The 15,363-nt window shown below is 64.1% G+C and carries 11 protein-coding genes; 1 reads left to right on the top strand and 10 read right to left on the bottom strand.

Translation table 11 applies throughout. The annotated features are described in order from the left end of the window. Positions 1-61: 61 nt before the first annotated feature. The 10 genes from AC1PLU_RS10380 to AC1PLU_RS10335 all read right to left on the bottom strand — a co-directional run bounded on the left by AC1PLU_RS10380 (position 62) and on the right by AC1PLU_RS10335 (position 14,078). Positions 62-1,036, bottom strand: coding sequence for an endonuclease/exonuclease/phosphatase family protein (locus tag AC1PLU_RS10380; RefSeq protein ID WP_481108378.1), 975 nt, complete (start codon positions 1,034-1,036; stop codon positions 62-64). Then, complete coding sequence (locus AC1PLU_RS10375) at positions 1,033-4,170, bottom strand: discoidin domain-containing protein (RefSeq protein ID WP_481108377.1); 3,138 nt, start codon at positions 4,168-4,170, stop codon at positions 1,033-1,035. The genes AC1PLU_RS10380 and AC1PLU_RS10375 overlap by 4 nt, the downstream gene beginning before the upstream one ends. Positions 4,171-4,196: 26 nt before the next feature. Next, positions 4,197-5,033 (bottom strand): carbohydrate ABC transporter permease, encoded by an 837-nt coding sequence (locus AC1PLU_RS10370; RefSeq protein WP_115040133.1) that lies wholly within the window; start codon positions 5,031-5,033, stop codon positions 4,197-4,199. Beyond that, positions 5,030-5,914 carry a carbohydrate ABC transporter permease gene (locus AC1PLU_RS10365; RefSeq protein WP_006451816.1) on the bottom strand — a complete coding sequence of 295 codons (885 nt, stop codon included), beginning with the start codon at positions 5,912-5,914 and terminating at the stop codon, positions 5,030-5,032. Before AC1PLU_RS10365 ends, AC1PLU_RS10370 begins: the two co-directional genes overlap by 4 nt. Next, a complete protein-coding gene (locus AC1PLU_RS10360; protein ID WP_481093344.1) occupies positions 5,911-7,293 on the bottom strand; it encodes a sugar ABC transporter substrate-binding protein in 1,383 nt (460 codons plus the stop codon). Before AC1PLU_RS10360 ends, AC1PLU_RS10365 begins: the two co-directional genes overlap by 4 nt. Before the next feature lie 3 nt (positions 7,294-7,296). Beyond that, positions 7,297-8,934 carry a glucoamylase family protein gene (locus tag AC1PLU_RS10355; RefSeq protein ID WP_043889243.1) on the bottom strand — a complete coding sequence of 546 codons (1,638 nt, stop codon included), beginning with the start codon at positions 8,932-8,934 and terminating at the stop codon, positions 7,297-7,299. A gap of 100 nt (positions 8,935-9,034) precedes the next feature. Continuing rightward, positions 9,035-12,013: a TonB-dependent receptor gene (locus AC1PLU_RS10350; protein WP_481093345.1), complete on the bottom strand. Its 2,979-nt coding sequence runs from the start codon at positions 12,011-12,013 to the stop codon at positions 9,035-9,037. A gap of 152 nt (positions 12,014-12,165) precedes the next feature. Beyond that, complete coding sequence (locus AC1PLU_RS10345) at positions 12,166-13,188, bottom strand: LacI family DNA-binding transcriptional regulator (RefSeq protein WP_006451820.1); 1,023 nt, start codon at positions 13,186-13,188, stop codon at positions 12,166-12,168. Between the two features lie 324 nt (positions 13,189-13,512). Next, on the bottom strand, positions 13,513-13,782 hold the full coding sequence (locus AC1PLU_RS10340; protein WP_104550822.1) for a BolA family protein: 270 nt from the start codon (positions 13,780-13,782) through the stop codon (positions 13,513-13,515). Then, positions 13,779-14,078: a YciI family protein gene (locus AC1PLU_RS10335; RefSeq protein WP_115040137.1), complete on the bottom strand. Its 300-nt coding sequence runs from the start codon at positions 14,076-14,078 to the stop codon at positions 13,779-13,781. The genes AC1PLU_RS10340 and AC1PLU_RS10335 overlap by 4 nt, the downstream gene beginning before the upstream one ends. Before the next feature lie 369 nt (positions 14,079-14,447). Here AC1PLU_RS10335 and AC1PLU_RS10330 point away from each other — a divergent pair, with 369 nt between their 5' ends. Then, entirely contained in the window at positions 14,448-15,353 is a 906-nt protein-coding gene (locus AC1PLU_RS10330; protein WP_023904160.1) for a segregation and condensation protein A, read from the top strand. The last annotated feature ends 10 nt before the right edge of the window (positions 15,354-15,363 follow it).

Below are 15,363 nucleotides of genomic sequence, written 5' to 3'. Positions count from 1 at the left end.
TTACCGGTAAAGCCTCATCGCGCCCAGGGGCGCTCCTACGAGAGCTGGAGCAAGCGCCAGGTTACGGGGCGGCAGGTGCGCCTGGCGCTAGCTGCAAGCGCACCCACACGCCGTAGTGGTCCGAGGCCCAGCGGCCTTCGGCGTACGGCGCGTCGAACAGGATGCGCGCTTCACGGGCCAGCAGGCGGTTTTGCTGGAAGAACACGTGGTCGATCCGCGCCGGCTTGTCGAATACGTGCAGGTTCAAGGTGCTGACCGTGGCGTCGCTGTTGCGATGCACGCTGCCGTAGCTGTCGCCATAGCCCTTGCGTAGCGCTTCCAGATCGAGGGCATCGGCGGCGGTGTTGAAATCGCCAGCAATCACGACGGGGGCTTGATCGCTGTTAGAGGAAATAAAGTCCAGCAGGTCGGCCACCTGTCGCGTGCGCGTGGCGGTGCCGCGTGCATCGGCGCGTTCGTTGAGATGGGTGACGTAGACGTTGACCGGCTGGCCGTCGACATCGACCTGCAAATGCGCGGCGACGCGGTAATCGTCCAAGGGCTGCAGCAGGCGCTGATGCATGGCCAGCACTTTGCGCCGGCTCAACAACGCATTGCCGTAGCGCTTGGGCGCGCCGACCGGATCGACCGAGGCGAAGGTGTACTCGTACCCGAGCTTGCGTGCCAGCCAGGCAGCCTGGTTTTCCACGCTGCTCCGCCGTTCGATCACTTCCTGCAGCGCGATCACATCCGGCGCCAGTTGCTTGAGCTGTTTGGCGATGTAGGCGCGACGTGCCGGCCAGTCTTCGCGGTCGTGATGCAGGTTGAGCGTGACCAGGGTCATTTCGCGCTGCACCGCGCTCGGCGACTGCATGGCCTGGGAGGCGCGTGCTGCGTGATCGTTCTTGTCTACTTGTGCGGGTTGCACGGCCTGCACGGGGTGGGTGGCCTGCGTGGCATGGACAGCAACAGAGCACAGCAGCGCAGCCAACACGACCGGCCATCCGGCACGTCGCCGCGCCGGCGCTGCCCGGGTAGGCTGACGTGCGTCATTCATTGCGTAGCGCGCTCGGCGCGCCGCACCGCGCTGGGCACATCGATCTGCACATTGGCCGGCAGTTGCTGGATGCGCAGTTCACCATTCTGCCATTCGGCCGATTCGCCGTTGATGCTGGCCTTGCCCGGCGTGCCCTGGTACGGCCAAGGCAACACCACTCCACCCGGCGGCAAAATCAGGCCGGGCTGCAGTTGCAGGACCAGTTGCTTGTCGGTGCGTTGCAGGGTGTAGTTGAGACGCCCGTACGGGGTGCGCAATTCGGCAATCCCAATTCCCTTGCCTTCGAACCAGCGCGTGGGCGTGCCGGCCGCAATCACCAGGCTGGCATCGGATTCGCGGCCGTAGGCGAACATGTCCAGTACCGAGCGCACGAAGTCCGAGGCGACCCAGGCATGTGGCAGATCCCCGACGAAGAACGGTGTGCGTGGCGTGCGCGAGACCACTTCGGCCCATTGATTCCACGGCTGCGGCGCACGGTCCTTGAAGAAGAATGCGGTGGCGTCCCAGGCGCGGTCGCGCCAGCCCAGGCGCACGAACGCGGCCACGTTGCGCCATTCGTACGGCGTGTAGTCCTTCCACTCGCGCTTACTGTCGCGGCGGTCTGAGAACTCCTTCCAGTAGCGCTCGAAGGTATTGGTCAGCAGATCCTGCGGCAGGCGTTGCTGCTCGCCACCCGGTGCCAGCGCGATGGTGGTCGAGGTCGCATCGAAGTCGCCGAGCTCGGCCGAGCCAGGCAGGAAATCGAGAGTGTGCTGGCGCACCGCCGCACCAAGCGAGGCGATCAGGTCGCCACTGAATTCGTCGCGTGCAGTGCTGAAGCGGGCGACTTCGTCGGGCTTGTCGAGCGCGCCGGCCAGCATCACCGCATCCTTGTAGCCGCGCAGCGCCCAGAAATTATCCCAGTACGAATGCACCGGCTTGGCCGAGTAGCCTTCGTGGCTGATCGACACCGGCATCATTCCGTAGAAGGCCGGATTGCGCATGAAGTTGTCTTCGGTGCGCTCGCTGGCGCGCAGCGTTTCCATGTAGTCGTAGGCGCCGGTGACGTGCGGCCACATCTTTTCCAGGAACGCCTTGTCGCCGGTATAGCGGTAATACTCGGCGATATTGAAGATCAGCTCGCCGTGGCTGTCGTTCTCCGGCACCGGGTCGCTGCCGCGGTCGTCCACGCAGCACGGCACCATGCCGTTGTCGAATTGATACGGCGCGAACCAGTCGACGTACTCGCGCACCACGTCTTCGCGGCCGAGCCGCAACAGGCCCTCGGAAATCATCGCGCCATCGCGGATCCAACTGCGCGAATACGAGCGTGTGCCCGGCTGCAGGCGCGGGCCGATACGCGAGATCAACATATGCGCCAGCGCGGTGCGCAAGGTATCAACCACCGGCTTGCCTTCGGCCGGCACGCTGATGCGTACGCGATCGAGCTTGCTGCGCCACTGCTGGGCAACCTGCTGTTGCGCCTTGTCGGCATCGAAGCCGGCCGGCAGTTGCGCGGTGCCGGTTTGCGGAATCACCAACGCCACTTCGCGCCGTTGGCCAGGCTCCAGCTTCCAGCGATACAACAGCACGCCCGATGCCAGACCGGTCTCGTCTTTCACCTGGGTGATCGTCGGCGGCGTGGCAGCGGTGAGATGGCTGACGTCCATGCCGCTGTCGAAGGCGCTGGCAAAGCCGGCATCCGGACGCTGCGCGGCGAATACGCGCGGCTTGCCGTTGACGCTGACCTGCGCGCCGTCCACGGCCAGTTGCTCGATCCGGCTGACGCCGCCCAGGGTGTTGAGGAACTGCGCCGGCGGGTTGACCTGGAACGGACGCACCGCCAATGCCAGGGTGAAGTCGCGCGCCTCCTTGCCGGTGTTGTGCAGTTGGTAGCGTGCGACCAACTGCGCCTGATCCGGTGTGCCCTGCACGAAAGCGGTGACGCGCAGATTCATCAGGTCGTGGTGCCAGTCGACGCTGGGAATCGGCAGGTAATCGTCCTGCAGGCTCTGCTCGCTGCTGACGTCGGACCAATGCAGCAGCTTGCCGCCGGTGACCACGAACGGTTCGATACTGAAACCGCCCTTGCCCACTTCCACCGCGCCGTCTTCGCCGATCAGACCCTGCTCGGTGCCGCCATCCAGGCCCAGGATGGTCCAGTACGGCTGCTCGCCGGAGAAACCGCGCGGATAGCTGCCACGCGGCATCTGTGCGGCCAGCGACTTGATGAAATCATTGGGCGTTGCGGCGAAGGCCAGCGGCTGCAGCTGCACTTCCTTGATGCCGTAACGCCAGTTGGGGCCATCCTTGAGATCGAAACGCAGATAGCGCGCCTCGGTGTCCGGCAATGCCAGCCAATCGGTGCCGCCGGCACCGGCGGTGACGGTGCGCAGATCGCGCCAGCCGCGCCCGTCGCTGGAGGCGCGCACCACGTATTGCGAGGCCTGCAAGCCGGGCACCCACTGCACCACCGCGCCACCGAACTCGCGCACCTTGCCCAGATCCAGCGTCACGGTCTGTTGCTTGACCGCACCGCTCAGCCAGAAGGTCTCCGGCTTGCCGTCGGCCAGGCGTTGTTCCAGTGCGGGCGCGGTGTCGGTGATGGCCTCGGCCTTCAACGGCGAGGTGTCTTCGGGCGGCAGCGGGGTCAGCGTCAGGCGGTCGAAGCACACCGAGCCCTTGCCGCCGACCTTGTTGTAGATGGTGAATTCGACATCCGCACTGCTGCGCAGCTGCTTGTCCTGGCCTGGTCCCCAGGCTTTTTCGATGTTGCGCTTGCGGTAGGCGAAGCTGGTCCAATTCTTCGGAAAATTGAAGCCCGGCCGGTTGACCCACCACACGTTGTCGCCGCTGGCATCGATCAGCTTGACCTGCAAATCGTTGGACGGCGATTCACCGCGCAGCGCGAAGCCGAGGCGGTAGTTGTCCGGATACTCGATCGGCAGATTGCGACGGATGCCGACATAGCCGGACACGCCGTTGAAGTTGTAATCCAGGCATAGCGCATGCCCGCCGGATGTGGTGGCCACCGGGCGCAGCGAGCCGCTGACCTGGTTGGACACCACCAGGCGCCAGGCGCCGATGTCGTTGAAACCGTCGAGCACGCGCTCCTGCGCCTGCGCCGCGCCCGCAGACGTGACGACAGCGGCCATGGCAAACAGTCGCAGGAACACTCGCTTCACCCCTTCACACTCCCCAGCAGAAGACCTTGGATGTAGTAACGCTGCAGCGCGACGAACAATAGCAGCACCGGAATCACCGTCACCACCGCGCCGGCCATCATCAGTTCCACGTCCATGATGTGCTCGCGCGACAGTGCCGCCAGCGCCACCGGCAAGGTGTATTGCTCCTGGTCGGTCAGCACGATCAGCGGCCACATGAAGTCGTTCCACGAGCCCATGAAGGTGAAGATGGTCAAGGTGACCAGCACCGGCTTGAGCATCGGCAGCACGATCTGGAAGAAGATGCGCATCTCGCTGGCGCCATCGATGCGCGCGGCTTCGATCAGCTCATCGGGAATGCTGCGCGCGTACTGGCGCACCAGGAAGATACCGAACACCGTCGCCAACGCCGGCACCACCACCCCGCCGATGTTGTTGACCAGATGCAACTGCTTCATCAGCAGGAACAACGGCAGCATCGCCACCTGCGCGGGGATCACCAGCGCGGCCATCAGGATCTTGAAGATGCGCTCGCGGCCGACGAACTGCAGCTTGGCGAACGCATAGCCGGCCATGGTGTTGATCAGCAACGAGCCGAGCGTGATCAGCCCGGACACCATCAGGCTGTTGGCGAAGTTGCGCGCCATGCCGGTGCGCGCGAACAGCTCATGGTAATTGGCCAGGGTAAATGCCGAGGGCAGCATCGGCGGCGGGAAGCGGCTGGCCTCGCCGGTGGGCATGAACGACACCGATAGCATCCACAGCAGCGGCGCCAGGCTGACCAGGGCCAGCACCAGCAAGCCACCGTTGATCAGCACGGCATTCCAGCGCGACTGGCCGACATCACGACTCATATCAAATCTCTCTTGCGGCCGAAGCGCAGCATCACGGTGGTCACCGCCAGGATGATCAGGAACAGCAGAAACGCCACCGCCGACGCGCGGCCGAGGTTCCACCACTTGAAGCCTTCCTCGAACATGAAATACAGCACGCTCACGGTGCTTTGCAGTGGGTCGCCGCGGGTCATCACGTACGGCTCGGCGAACAGCTGGAAATAGCCGGAGATCGTGATCACCCCGACCACCATCAGCACCGGGCCGAGCATCGGCAGGGTGATGTGCAGGAACTGCTTCCAGCGCGAGGCGCCATCGATGCGCGCGGCCTCATACAGGTCCTGCGGAATCGCCTGCAGGCCGGCCAGGAAGATCACCATGTTGTAGCCGAAGTTCTTCCACACTGCGAACAGCATGATGGTCGGCATCGCCCAGCGCGGGTCGCCCAGCCAGTCGATCGGGGCGATGCCCAGATGGCTCAGACCGAAGTTCACCAGGCCGTACTTGATGTGGAACAGGTAGCGCCAGATCACCGCCACCGCCACCAGCGTGGTCACCACCGGGGCGAACAACGCGGTGCGGAACACCGCCTTGAAGCGCGAGGCCTTGGCGTTGAGCAGCAAGGCCGCGCCCAGCGACACGCCGATCGACATCGGCACGCCCAGCAGCACGAAGTACGTGGTGTTCCACAACGACTTCCAGAACAGCGGCGTCTGCAGCAGCTCGATGTAATTGCCCAGGCCGACGAAGCGCAGATGGCTGCTGTCGGCCAGCGCGTACAGGTCGAAGTCGGTGACGCTGAGCACCAGCGCGGCGAACACCGGCACGCCGAAGAACATGCCCAGCACCAGGATCGAGGGCGCGGCAAACACCCAGCCGGCGACCGAATTGCGCTTCATCATCGTGCTGCCTCCTTGTCCGCTGTTGCAGCTGGCGCGGCGGCCGGCGTCACGACGGGCGCTGCGACCGGGGCAGCGGCAGGTTGGGCCGAGTCACCCGCCGGGCCGACATGCCCGCCTTCCTGTTCGAAGATCCAGCGGCGCTTGGCCAGAATCTCGTCCACGCGTTTATCCAGTTCCTGCACGGCGGCCTCGTGCGATTGGCCGCCACGTACCACCCGCTCGGTCACCAGCCGCATTTCCTGCACGATGCGCTCCCACTCCAGCACCTTGGGCGTGGCCTTGACCCGCTCCAGCTGGTCGCCGAAGGCATGCGCCAGTTCGTCGTTGGCCAGCGAGGGCAACTTCCAGGTGCTGCGACGCGGCGGCAGGTCGCCGATGATGGCGTGGAAGCGCGCCTGCACCTGCGGCTGCGACAGGTATTCGATCAGCTTCCAGCTGGCGTCCTTGTGCTGGGACGACTTGAAGATCACCAGGCTGGAACCGCCGGCAATGCCGGCACCCAAACCGTTCGGACCCGGCAGCGGCGCGGTGCCCCACTTGCCTTCCATGCCCGGCGGCTGGCGCAACTTGAACTCGCGCACGTTCCACGGGCCGGACAGATAGAACGCGTAATAGCCGTTGAAGAATTCGTACCAGACATTGGAGACCTGGGTCTCGGAGACCTTCGGTGCCCAGCCTTTCTGATACATGTTGTCGTAGAAGCCCAGCGCCTTGCGGAAGCCTTCGCCACGGAAGTTGCCGTAGTTGTCGTGGTCGCGCAGCAGGCGATCGTCCTGTTGCAGGGCGAACGACAGCTGCTGCTCGAATTCGTTAAGCGGCATCAGGATGGCGTAGCGGTCCGGGCCAACCTTGCGCTTGATCGCCGCCATCACCTGTTCCATCCCGGCCCAGGTCTTGGGCATCTCGTTATAGCCGGCTTCGCGCAGCAGATCCTTGCGATAGAAAAGCAGCCGCGTGTCCACATACCACGGCACCCCATACAAGGTGCCGTCGACCAGATTGGTGTCCCACACGCCCGGGAAGTAATCCTGCGGGTCGACGATCCTGGAGCGCGCCACGTACGGCTGCATCGGTTCCAGCGTGTCGAGCAAGGCGAACTCCGGCAGCCAGGTGTTGCCGAGCTGGCACACGTCCGGCAAGCCATCCGCAGCGAAGGCGGTGAGCAGTTTTTCGTGCGCTGCCGTCATCGGGATGTTCTGCACATCCACGCGGATGTCCGGGTTCTGCTTCTCGAACTCGGTCACCAGCTCGGCGACCACTTCGGCCTCCTTGCCCATGGCCCAGAAGCGCACGGTGGTCTTGGCCGGGTCGGCGCGGTCGCATCCCGCCGCACCTGCACACAGGGCGGCGGCCAGTATCAACAATTTCAAAAGGCGCACGGATTACTCGGGTTTGGGGCGTTGCGTGGAGTTTTGCCGCTGCGACGGGTCCTGCTGGGCCTGGGCGGCGGCGGCGCGCGACTCGGCCATGCCCAGCGAGCGGGCAGCGGCTGCCTGCTCGTCCTTCTTGGGCAAGGGCTGCGGCTCGCCTTCGGGGGTGAGCCAACCGCCGGTGAAGCCGGCGCGTTCCAGACCGGCGCGGATGTAAGGGTTCTTCTTCATCACCGTCCAGACGAATTCGTTCTGGTAGTTGGCGATCATCGCCAGGATCGGGCCCTGGTCGATGGCGATGTAGTCGCTGGCCACCCAGCCGCGGTCCGGCACCATGCGCCCGGTCTTGAGCGGGATGTCGTAGTTGAAGCTGGGGTTGAACGAATCCAGAAAGCCGTAGCTGGAATACAGGAAGTCGCCGTAGCGCTTGTGCATTTCTTCGGCCGCCGGAATCACCACCTCGGGCGCGAACACGATCGAGGAGATCGCCGCCGATGGCACGATGGTGCCGTCGTCGAAGTTCTCGCGCAGGCCGGCGCCGCGCGAGGAGTAATGGCGGAACTGACGCTGCTCGCCACGGTATTCCTGGCTGGTGTTCTGCGGGCCATCGCCGGCGGTCAGGCCCCAGACGTTCTCGCCGTAGTCCTTCCACTTCATCGGATTGTCGATGGCGTAGTCGCGCTGCGCCAGCGTGGCGCGGCGGCTGTTGAGGAAGTAGTCGATACCGCGCTCGCGCATGTACTGGTCCTGGATATCGCGGAAGTCGATCCAGACATGGCTGTATTGGTGACCGAACAGCGGGCCGAAGGACAGATATTCCTGACCCTGGTAGACGCCCCAGTCGTTGTTGTAGGTGCGGGTCCAGCTGGTCCAGGCCTCAGCATCGACGCCGTGGGTGGGCGAGCCGAGCGCGAGGATGTACAGCATCATCGCTTCGTTGTAGCCCATCCAGTCGTGGTCGATGAAGCCGCTCTCGGGGAACCAGCCCATCGAGATCAGCGGTGCACGCTGCTGCAGCCAGCGCCAATCCACACGCTTGTACAACGTGTCGGCGATCTGGCGGATCTCTTTTTCTCGCGGGTCCTCGCCGTCGTAATACGACTGGGTGAACAACACGCCCATCATCAGCAGCGCGGTGTCCACGCTCGACAACTCGACCCAGCTGTCGTACCGGTTGCCCTGCTGCATGTCCAGGAAGTGGTAGTAGAAGCCCTTGTAACCGGCCCTACCGGTCCGCTGCGGCCCCATTGGCGCATCGCGGAAGAATTTCAGTGTGGTCAAGGTGCGGTCGATCGCCTGATTGCGGCTGATCCACCCATTCTCGATCCCGATCGGATACGCGGTCAGCGCAAACCCGACCGACGCGATACTGGCGAACGGGCGCGACGGAAACCGATCCGGTGCCAGTCCGTTGAGTTCGTTGGTGGTGTCCCAGAAAAACTGGAAGGTGCGTCGCTCGATGTCCGAAAACAGCGGCGGCAACGGCGGTTTGACCGGTTTGGGTGGCAGCTGCGCTTCCACCAGAATGACTTTCACCGGTGCCTTCTTTTCGGCCACCTTAGGTTCCTCGGCCTGTTTGCATGACGCCAGCACCAGCGCGCCCAGCAATAGTGGAATCGTCAACCAATACGAAGTCCTGCCCCTGTTCATCCGCCCCCCACTCGTGTAATCGATTACATCTCGCACGCCAACCTACCCTATCCAGGCGCCGAGTTCGACCGCCCTGACACTGCCAGGGCGGTCGAGTACCTCACCAGTTCAGGCCGAAGGCCAGACGGAAGGTACGCATCGGCGACGCCAGCACACCGGTTGGTGTGCCGTAAGCCGTGTTCAAGTCTTCGAGTGTCCCGGTTTCGCCGTTGAAGTTGGCGTAGTTCACCCAATTGAACACGTTGAGGATATCCGCACGCACGTTGAATTTGACACCGCCGCCGGTATCCCATTCTTTATTGGCCGCGATGCTGAACTCCTTGTAGCCCAGCGTGCCGTCCGGCTTGAACTGGACGATATAGCACTGGTCGTTGCCGGCCACGCAGTTCTGGCCATAGCGCGCGGTCTGGCTGGCCAGTGACAGCTTGCCGGACAGCTTGATTTCGTAAGGCAGCTCGTAGATGCCGGTGACCACCAGACGATTCTTGGCGATACCGCCGGCCTCACGCCAGCCGTAGTCTTCGACGCGTTCGCGATCCAGTGCGTAATGCTCGCCGAACTGGCGATTTTCCTTGGCATCGGAGAAGGTGTAGGCCACGGTTAGGCCCCAGCCGGATTCCTCGTCATAGGGCTTTTCGACCTGCAAGGCGAGCTGGTTGTTGCGGGTTTCCACGCCATTGGTGCCCAGCACGATGGCGCTGTAGCCATCGGGACCATCGTTCGGCGAGCCGGAAGTGGTGCCCGGCTGGAAGAACGAGCCGTCCGGCAGACGGTTGCCGCGCACGAACGCGAAGCCGTCATGACTTTCGATGCGGCTCAAGGTCACATCGGTGTACCAGTCCTGGCCCCACAGCGGCACCATGTTGCGCATGCCGATGCTGTATTGGTCCGAGTACGGAGTCTTGATGTTGTTGTCGATCAGGTAGACCTCGCGACCGCCACCGCCGGTGCTGTTGGCCGTCAACGTGTTCAGGCCTTCCTGCGTGCTGTAGGCCGGATTCCATGCGGTGCACGGGTCGCCCAGGCAAGCCGGGTTGTTGGCGCTGGTGAAGTAGTAGCTATAGGAGTTGAACGAGTTGTTGAGCTGCTCCAAGGCCAGGTAATCGAAGATGTTGCGGTCGTACGCACGGCCGGCACCGCCGTAGATCACATGCGCCTGATCGCCGAATAGGTCATAGGAGGCACCCAGGCGCGGCTGCCAGGCGTTCTTGAACGCCTTGCGGTTGTTGCCGGTGCTGATGAAGTCGTTGATGTTGTAGTTGGCGTTTTGCAGGTTGGGCCAGTTCTGCAACGCACCGGCGACGTCGGAGGGCGTCACGAAGTCCAGAAACGCCGGGGATTCTTCGTAGTCGTAGCGCACGCCCAGGTTCAAGGTCCAGTGCTCGTTGACCTCCCAGTCGTCCTGCAGGTAGATGCCGTACTGCTTGTTCTTGGACACCACCGAGCCGCCGCCTTCGACCAGCGGCGCACCGAAGCGCACCCGGTACGGCGTTTCGACGTCGCTGAGGATGTTGTAGTAGTACTGCGGGTTGGCCGGGTTGAACTGGGTGGAATTCAGATCGATGCTCTTGAACTTCACGCCCATCTTGACGGTGTGCGCGCCGTGCCATTCCAGGCTGTTCAAGGTCAAATCGTCCTGGAACGTCCAGCCCTTCTGGCCCTTGCGCTGGAAGCTGCTGCCCGCGCCTGCGGCGAGCACGTCGGTCTCGTTACCACGGTTGGGCGTGTAGCTGAGCACGTAGCCGGTGCCGTTGTTGATCGGCGCCTGGTTCCAGAACGCGCTCTCGTAGCTGAGGTTGGCTTCGTTGAGGAAATTGGCACCGCTGTACTGCCAGCGCAGGTTGGCGCGCTTTTCTTCCTGGCCGTTGATGCTGCCGTGCTCGAAGGTCGAGGTGCCGCCGACGTCGTTGAGCTCGTCTTCCTTGCGGTACTTGCCGCTCAGTTCGAACAGGTTGTTCTCGCCGATGGTCCAGTCGATCTTGGCGAAGTACAGGTCTTCCTTGAACGGCGTGCTGTAGGTGGCCACCAGCGGCTGCAGCTGCGCCGGCAACTGGTCGACGCGGTCGGAATAGATCGAGCCGGGGATCACCACGTTCGGGGTGGTGTATTCCTTGGCTTCATAGGCGATGAAGAAATGCGCCTTGTCCTTGAGGATCGGGCCGCTGAAGGTCGCGCCGTACTGGGTCTCTTCGAAGTCGTCGCGCACGCCAGCGCGTTTTTCCAGCGGGCTTTCTTCGCGCCAGCCGTCGTTGCTGGTGTCCCAGAAGAAGCTGCCGTGGAAATCGTTGGTACCGGACTTGGACGAAGCCACGATGGCCGCGCCGCTGACCTGGTCGAACTCGGCCTTGTAGTTGGAGGTGATGACCTTGTACTCGCCGATCGCCGACTGCGGGAACGGGTTGCCGCGGCTGGAATCCTGGCCACTGACGCCGCCGGTCAGCACGTAGTTCTTCTGGCTCACGCCGTCGATGTAGACGTTGGTGCCTTCGGCCGAGGTAGCGCCCGAACGGACCTTGGTGGTGCCGTTGGCATCGCGGGTGAACTGCACGTTCGGCACGGTGTCGGCCAGTTCCAGGAAGTTGCGCGTGGCACGCGGCAGGTTCTGGATCTGCACGTTGGAGATATACGTGGCGTTCTCGGAGGTGCGGGTTTCCACCAGCACCGGCGGCGCCTTCACCTGCACCGCATCCAGCGTGGTGGCGTTACCACCGTCGGCCGTGGCAGGTTCGCCGCCGACGCCCAGGTTCAACGTGGCGGTCTGGCCGACCTGCACGGTGACGTTCTGCGAGGTGGTCTGGCCATTGGCGGTGACGTCCAGACGGTACGAACCCGGCGGCAGGCCGCCGAGCGAATAGCCGCCATTGCTGACCTGTACGCTGCGGGTCAGGCCGGTGGCCAGGTTGGTGGCGGTGACCTGTGCCTGGGTGGCAGGTGCGGAGTCGACGGTGACCTGGCCGCGGATGGTCGCGGCAGCACTCTGCGCAAAGGCCGGTGCGGCGCCCAGCAGCAGGCAACTGGCCAGGGCGCAGCTGAGCAGCTTGCGCGCCGGACTGGCGGAATAGGGGTTGTGGTGGCGCATTGGTCCCTCCAGGGATCGGTACAGAGTGTTGTTGTGGCGTTGCGGTCTTGCAGGAACGACCGCTGCGGGGGCAGCGGGAGCGGACAGAACGTCCGCGAAGAGGTCAGTGGCCAGACAAAGGTCAGGACCGAATGGATCAGCAGCGAATGGAGTCAGAGGCCGGGCTCGCCGGCACCGCAGGAGGCGCGGATCACCAGCTCTGGCGTCAGCAACTGGCGGATGCCGTCGTCGTCGCCGGTCTGGTCGACCAGCCGCATCAGCCGGGTCATTGCCTGCCCGCCCAGGTGGGCGATGCTGACCCGCATCGTGGTCAGTGCCGGATGGACGAAACGGGCCAGCGGAATATCGTCGAAGCCCGCCAGGGCAACATCGCCGGGCACCGAGACATCGGCCTGCGCAAACGCGTACAGGCAGCCCAGCGCGGTCATGTCGTTGGCGGCGAACACCGCATCCGGCAACGTGCCGTCGGCCAGCATCGCCAGCCCGGCGCGGTGACCGGAGGCCTCGTCGAAATCGCCCGGATATTCCAGACCCTGTGCTTGATCGCCATGCGCGGCGATCGCATCGCGGAACCCGCGCAGGCGTTCGCGCGCATCGAAATTGAGCGCCGGACCGCCGATGAAGGCGATGCGCCGATGGCCGGCGCGCAGCAGATGCTCGGTCATCGCCATGGCGCCGGCATGGTCGTCGATGCTCAGTACCGGATAATCGGCACCGGGCAGATGCGCATTGATCAACACCGTCGGCAGCGCCTGCGGCAGGTTATCGGTGAGAAAACCCGGCTGCTCGGCGTAGGGAGACAGCACCAGCAAGCCGTCGACACGTCCGCGCATGGACTGCAACGCCCTGCCCTGCGCTTCCGGGTCGCCGTGATAGCTGGACACCAGCAGGTGCTGGCCAGCGGCGCGCGCCGCACCGTCGATGCCGCGGATCAGTTCGGAAAAGAATTCGCCGTACAGATCCGGCAGCACCACGCCCAGGGTCTGTGTGCGTCGGCTGCTGAGGCTGCGCGCCGCCGCATGCGGGCTGTAGCGCAACCGCGCGGCCACTTCCTGCACCAACTGGCGCACCGGCCCGGCGACGTTATCGTGCCCATTGAGCGCACGCGACACCGTTGCGACGGAGACCTGTGCTTCCCGAGCGACATCTTTGATGGTGACCGCACCATTGGCCATTCGTGTCGCCCTCCGCGACCGAGTTCCCAAAACTGGCGCGGACTGTAAGCGTTTTCATATGAGGGCGTAAACCCCCATCTTCACATCAATGAAAACGCTTACAGATCAAATAGCTGCAAGTGATGAATAGGTGAAAGATTGTGCTGCGTCGCAACAATCCCGCACTGTCGTGTCCACCAGCGAAGCACAACGTGGATCACGGTTGGGGCAGTTTGTTCCGTCATGTCAGGGGACAGTCGACCCCGTAGGAGCGCACCTGGGCGCGACGGGCCTTACCGATAACCCCTGTCGCGCCCAGGTGCGCTCCTACGACGGCGGACCTGGTTACCCCGCCTCACCAGGCGCAAACGCCTCGATCGACAAGGCGTGGATATCGGTCTGCATCATCTCGCCGACTGCGGCGTACACCGCCCGGTGGCGGGCCAGCGGCGCCTTTCCAACGAACGCGGCACTGACCACGCGCACATTGAAATGCCCGCGCCCATCGCGCGCGCCGGCATGCCCGGCGTGGCGATGGCTGTCGTCCACCACCTCCAGCTCGCTCGGCGCCAGGGCCGACTGCAATGCGGCGCGGATCCGCTCGACCCGGCTCATGGCAGCACCCGCCGGAACGGGCGGACCTCGGTGCGCACATACACGCCCGCCGCTACATACGGATCCGCATCGGCCCAGACGCGCGCCTGTTCCAGCGACTCGAATTCGGCAATGACCACGCTGCCGCTGAAACCGGCCGGACCCGGATCCTCGGCATCGATGGCCGGGCATGGGCCCGCCACCAGCAAGCGGCCGGACGCCGCAAGCGCCTGCAAACGTGCCAGATGCGCCGGTCGCGCCTGCTGCCGCGCGGCCAGTGCGTCGGCCTGGTCATACCCTTCGATTACGTACCACACACGCCACCTCGCCAAAGACTTGAAGATCACTGCCGGAGATTCTAGCCGTGTCAGCGCTGGACACCGCCCCCGCGCACGCATTACCCTTGGCACCACTGCACACGCAACCGGACGCAGCGGCCCGTCGGCCCAGGCCCCACGCCTCACTCGACGACCGATTCGCTGCCTACCACCGGCCCCGTGTAGACGACCTCCTCGCTGTTCCGTCGCCGCATGCCACGTGGCGTCTGCTTTCATGTGGATTGGCGTACGTGGATTTGTGGGATCGTGCCGGCACAGGCACGACATTAGATTGCAATTACTCAAGGCAAAGCCCTGCAGGCGCGGCTCAGACCGCGGCCGGCGACCGTAACACCCGATGTCGACCTGATGAATTCCGAACTCGCGCACGACGCGAATCCGCCAGCCACAAGCGCGCCGCCACAGCAGCAGGAAATGCCGCTGGCGGTGGTGCATGGGCAACCGGTGCTACAGATCCCGCAGGATCTGTATATTCCGCCGGACGCGCTGGAAGTCATCCTGGATGCCTTCGAAGGCCCGCTGGATCTGCTGCTGTATCTGATCCGCCGCCAGAATCTGGACATTCTGGATATCCCCGTCGCCGAGATCACCCGGCAGTACGTGGACTACATCAATGTGATGCAGGAGCTGCGCTTCGAACTGGCGGCCGAATATCTGGTGATGGCCGCGATTCTGGCCGAGATCAAATCGCGCATGCTGTTACCGCGCCCGCCCAGCCAGGAAGGCGAGGAAAACGATCCGCGTGCCGAGTTGGTACGCCGGTTGCAGGAATACGAACGCTTCAAGCAGGCCGCCGAGGATCTGGACACCCTGCCCCGCATGGGCCGCGACAGTGCGCCGGTACAGGCGCATCTGCCCGAGCGCGCAGCGGTCAAGCTGCCGCCGCCGGTGGAACTGAAAGAAATGCTGATGGCGCTGTACGACGTGCTCAAGCGCGCCGAACTGTTCACCGGCCACGCGATCAAGCGCGAGGCGCTGAGTGTGCGCCAGCGCATGGGCGACGTGCTGAGCCGTCTGGACGATGGCAAGTTCTACCGTTTCGAATCGCTGTTCACTGCCGAAGAAGGCAAGCTCGGCGTGCTGGTCACCTTCCTGGCGCTGCTCGAATTGGCCAAGGAGCAGTTGCTGGACATCGTGCAGGAAGCGCCGCTGGCGCCGATCTACGTGAAGTCGTTGGCGTTGGGCAATACCAATGCGCCGTTGCAATTCTCCAGCGAATTCGACGACAGCGATGCCGCCAACGAACCTATCTGAAGCCGATCAC

The sequence above is a fragment of the Xanthomonas sp. NCPPB 2933 genome (genome assembly GCF_056725225.1).
Note: the sequence above shows the minus strand (reverse complement) of the source record. Positions and strands in the feature narration are given on the sequence as shown.

Excerpts from the sequence above, each read along its gene's own strand:
- AC1PLU_RS10370 (WP_115040133.1), bottom strand. The coding sequence starts at position 5,033 with ATGAGTCGTGATGTCGGCCAGTCGCGCTGGAATGCCGTGCTGATCAAC.
- AC1PLU_RS10340 (WP_104550822.1), bottom strand. The coding sequence starts at position 13,782 with ATGAGCCGGGTCGAGCGGATCCGCGCCGCATTGCAGTCGGCCCTGGCG.
- AC1PLU_RS10345 (WP_006451820.1), bottom strand. The coding sequence starts at position 13,188 with ATGGCCAATGGTGCGGTCACCATCAAAGATGTCGCTCGGGAAGCACAG.
- AC1PLU_RS10365 (WP_006451816.1), bottom strand. The coding sequence starts at position 5,914 with ATGATGAAGCGCAATTCGGTCGCCGGCTGGGTGTTTGCCGCGCCCTCG.
- AC1PLU_RS10330 (WP_023904160.1), top strand. The coding sequence starts at position 14,448 with ATGAATTCCGAACTCGCGCACGACGCGAATCCGCCAGCCACAAGCGCG.
- AC1PLU_RS10380 (WP_481108378.1), bottom strand. The coding sequence starts at position 1,036 with ATGAATGACGCACGTCAGCCTACCCGGGCAGCGCCGGCGCGGCGACGT.
- AC1PLU_RS10375 (WP_481108377.1), bottom strand. The coding sequence starts at position 4,170 with ATGGCCGCTGTCGTCACGTCTGCGGGCGCGGCGCAGGCGCAGGAGCGC.
- AC1PLU_RS10350 (WP_481093345.1), bottom strand. The coding sequence starts at position 12,013 with ATGCGCCACCACAACCCCTATTCCGCCAGTCCGGCGCGCAAGCTGCTC.
- AC1PLU_RS10355 (WP_043889243.1), bottom strand. The coding sequence starts at position 8,934 with ATGAACAGGGGCAGGACTTCGTATTGGTTGACGATTCCACTATTGCTG.